Origin of the sequence: Erwinia sp. OLFS4, from assembly GCF_002752165.1 — a bacterium.
Lineage (GTDB): Bacteria > Pseudomonadota > Gammaproteobacteria > Enterobacterales > Enterobacteriaceae > Izhakiella.
In genome coordinates, this window is record NZ_MOMB01000004.1 from 1 (window position 1) to 3,402 (window position 3,402).

A 3,402-nucleotide genomic window follows, 5' to 3' on the forward strand; every position below is an offset into this window, starting at 1 on the left:
TGCCTGGCAGTTCCCTACTCTCGCATGGGGAGACCCCACACTACCATCGGCGCTACGGCGTTTCACTTCTGAGTTCGGCATGGGGTCAGGTGGGACCACCGCGCTAAAGCCGCCAGGCAAATTCTTTATGCCGGAAACAAATCTTCGTCACTGATGCCGCCTTGCCTCAGCACCGTATCTTTTGTTTCCGCTCATTCTTTATTCTCCGGCCCGCACGCCACTTCTCCTGCGCGCCGGCCGCTCTTATCCGTCACAAGCTGATTATTAATTCTCTCATCCGCTTTCGCAGAACGCCTCTGGCGTTGTAAGGTTAAGCCTCACGGGTCATTAGTACCGGTCAGCTCAACGCATCGCTGCGCTTACACATCCGGCCTATCAACGTCGTCGTCTTCAACGTCCCTTCAGGACCCTCGAAGGGTCAGGGAGAACTCATCTCGGGGCAAGTTTCGTGCTTAGATGCTTTCAGCACTTATCTCTTCCGCACTTAGCTACCGGGCAGTGCCATTGGCATGACAACCCGTACACCAGTGGTGCGTCCACTCCGGTCCTCTCGTACTAGGAGCAGCCCCCCTCAGTTCTCCAGCGCCCACGGCAGATAGGGACCGAACTGTCTCACGACGTTCTAAACCCAGCTCGCGTACCACTTTAAATGGCGAACAGCCATACCCTTGGGACCTGCTGCAGCCCCAGGATGTGATGAGCCGACATCGAGGTGCCAAACACCGCCGTCGATATGAACTCTTGGGCGGTATCAGCCTGTTATCCCCGGAGTACCTTTTATCCGTTGAGCGATGGCCCTTCCATTCAGAACCACCGGATCACTAAGACCTGCTTTCGCACCTGCTCGAGCCGTCACTCTCGCAGTCAGGCGGGCTTATGCCTTTGCACTAACCTCACGATGTCCGACCGTGATTAGCCCACCTTCGTGCTCCTCCGTTACTCTTTGGGAGGAGACCGCCCCAGTCAAACTACCCACCAGACACTGTCCCCGCGCCGGATAACGGCGCAAGGTTAGAACACCAAACATTAAAGGGTGGTATTTCAAGGATGGCTCCGCGCAGACTGGCGTCCACGCTTCAATGCCTCCCACCTATCCTGCACATCAAGGCTCAGTGTTCAGTGTCAAGCTGTAGTAAAGGTTCACGGGGTCTTTCCGTCTTGCCGCGGGTACACTGCATCTTCACAGCGAGTTCAATTTCACTGAGTCCCGGGTGGAGACAGCCTGGCCATCATTACGCCATTCGTGCAGGTCGGAACTTACCCGACAAGGAATTTCGCTACCTTAGGACCGTTATAGTTACGGCCGCCGTTTACCGGGGCTTCGATCAGGAGCTTCTCCTTACGGATAACCCCATCAATTAACCTTCCGGCACCGGGCAGGCGTCACACCGTATACGTCCACTTTCGTGTTTGCACAGTGCTGTGTTTTTAATAAACAGTTGCAGCCAGCTGGTATCTGCGACTGGCCTCGGCTCGGGGAGTTAATCCCTCCACCTACGCGCCAGCGTGCCTTCTCCCGAAGTTACGGCACCATTTTGCCTAGTTCCTTCACCCGGGTTCTCTCAAGCGCCTTGGTATTCTCTACCTGACCACCTGTGTCGGTTTCGGGTACGATTTCGTGTTACCTGGAGCTTAGAGGCTTTTCCTGGAAGCAGGGCATTTGTCACTTCAGCACCGTAGTGCCTCGTCATCACGCCTCAGCTATAACCTTCCGGATTTGCCTGGAAAGTCAGCCTGCACGCTTAAACCGGGACAACCGTCGCCCGGATGACATAGCCTTCTCCGTCCCCCCTTCGCAGTAACACCAAGTACGGGAATATTAACCCGTTTCCCATCGACTACGCCTTTCGGCCTCGCCTTAGGGGTCGACTCACCCTGCCCCGATTAACGTTGGACAGGAACCCTTGGTCTTCCGGCGAGCGGGCTTTTCACCCGCTTTATCGTTACTTATGTCAGCATTCGCACTTCTGATACCTCCAGCAGACCTCACAGTCCACCTTCAACGGCTTACAGAACGCTCCCCTACCCAGCAACGCTTGCGCGCCGCTGCCGCAGCTTCGGTGCATGGTTTAGCCCCGTTACATCTTCCGCGCAGGCCGACTCGACCAGTGAGCTATTACGCTTTCTTTAAATGATGGCTGCTTCTAAGCCAACATCCTGGCTGTCTGGGCCTTCCCACATCGTTTCCCACTTAACCATGACTTCGGGACCTTAGCTGGCGGTCTGGGTTGTTTCCCTCTTCACGACGGACGTTAGCACCCGCCGTGTGTCTCCCGTGATAACATTCTGTGGTATTCGCAGTTTGCATCGGGTTGGTAAGCCGGGATGGCCCCCTGACCGAAACAGTGCTCTACCCCCACAGATGAATTCACGAGGCGCTACCTAAATAGCTTTCGGGGAGAACCAGCTATCTCCCGGTTTGATTGGCCTTTCACCCCCAGCCACAGGTCATCCGCTGATTTTTCAACATCAGTCGGTTCGGTCCTCCAGTTAGTGTTACCCAACCTTCAACCTGCCCATGGCTAGATCACCGGGTTTCGGGTCTGTACTCTGCAACTTAACGCCCGGTTAAGACTCGGTTTCCCTGCGGCTCCCCTAAACGGTTAACCTTGCTACAGAATACAAGTCGCTGACCCATTATACAAAAGGTACGCAGTCACCCCACCACTAAGCCCCCTCTGCTTTTTGCCCGGCTGGCCGCCCGCGTAAACGCGAACGGCAACCGTTGCCTGAGCAAAGGATGCTGACGTGGAGTTTTCACCACTGGCTTAGTGGTGGGGCTCCCACTGCTTGTACGTACACGGTTTCAGGTTCTTTTTCACTCCCCTCGCCGGGGTTCTTTTCGCCTTTCCCTCACGGTACTGGTTCACTATCGGTCAGTCAGGAGTATTTAGCCTTGGAGGATGGTCCCCCCATATTCAGACAGGATACCACGTGTCCCGCCCTACTCTTCGAGTTCACACCACCTGCGCCTTCGTGTACGGGGCTTTCACCCTGTTTCGCTCACCTTTCCAGATGATTCCACTGACGCATGTGATGATTCAGACTCCGGGCTGCTCCCCGTTCGCTCGCCGCTACTGGGGGAATCTCGGTTGATTTCTTTTCCTCGGGGTACTTAGATGTTTCAGTTCCCCCGGTTCGCCTCACAGCACTATGGATTCATGCTGTGATGATGCACTCAGTGCACCGGGTTTCCCCATTCGGACATCGCCGGCTGTAACGGTTCATATCACCTTACCGGCGCTTTTCGCAGATTAGCACGTCCTTCATCGCCTCTGACTGCCAGGGCATCCACCGTGTACGCTTATTCGCTTAACCTCACAACCCACAGGCGTCCTGTCATGTTACCGGCAGGGACCTGAGTCGGTTGTAAGTTTCTGAGAGAACCCTCAATAACTTTCG

At 55.3% G+C, this 3,402-nt stretch carries 2 rRNA genes; both read right to left on the reverse strand.

Going from position 1 to position 3,402, the window contains the following annotated elements:
• Position 1 precedes the first annotated feature (1 nt).
• Positions 2–117 (reverse strand): 5S ribosomal RNA (gene rrf / locus BL249_RS02080).
• Positions 118–306: 189 nt separating this feature from the next.
• Positions 307–3,318, reverse strand: a 23S ribosomal RNA gene (locus BL249_RS02085).
• Positions 3,319–3,402 lie beyond the last annotated feature (84 nt).